General features: G+C 51.5%; 1 protein-coding gene. It reads left to right on the top strand.

Going from position 1 to position 468, the window contains the following annotated elements; genetic code table 11:
• Positions 1-468 (top strand): DUF1177 family protein (locus tag WG8_RS28660; RefSeq protein WP_007431423.1); only part of this gene is annotated, 468 nt, incomplete at both ends.

Raw genomic sequence — 468 nt, 5'->3', positions numbered from 1 at the left:
GGAGCGGCAGCGGCCATTGCGGCGGCGGCCAAGCTTTTGTCTATGCAGTCTAAAGGAGATGTGCTTGACGGAGACGTGATCATCTGTACACATATTTGCCCGGACGCACCCACTCAGCCCCATGATCCGGTTCCATTTATGGATTCACCCGTAGATATTTTGACGATGAACCAATATGAAGTGACTCCCGAAATGGAAGCGATCCTGTCGATAGATACGACCAAAGGGAACCGCGTCATCAACCATAAAGGTATTGCCATTTCTCCGACGGTACGTGAAGGCTATGTGCTGCGGATCAGTGAAGACCTTGTCGATATTGCCCAGAACGTAACCGGCGAGCCGTGTGTCACTTTTGCTGTAACGACGCAGGATATCACGCCTTATGGCAATGATTTGTACCACATCAACAGCATTTTGCAGCCAGCGGTAGCAACATCTGCTCCGGTGGTTGGTGTAGCCATTACGGCC

The sequence above is a fragment of the Paenibacillus sp. Aloe-11 genome (genome assembly GCF_000245715.1).
Taxonomy (GTDB): domain Bacteria; phylum Bacillota; class Bacilli; order Paenibacillales; family Paenibacillaceae; genus Paenibacillus; species Paenibacillus kribbensis.
This window is presented reverse-complemented; position numbering and strand designations above follow the sequence as displayed.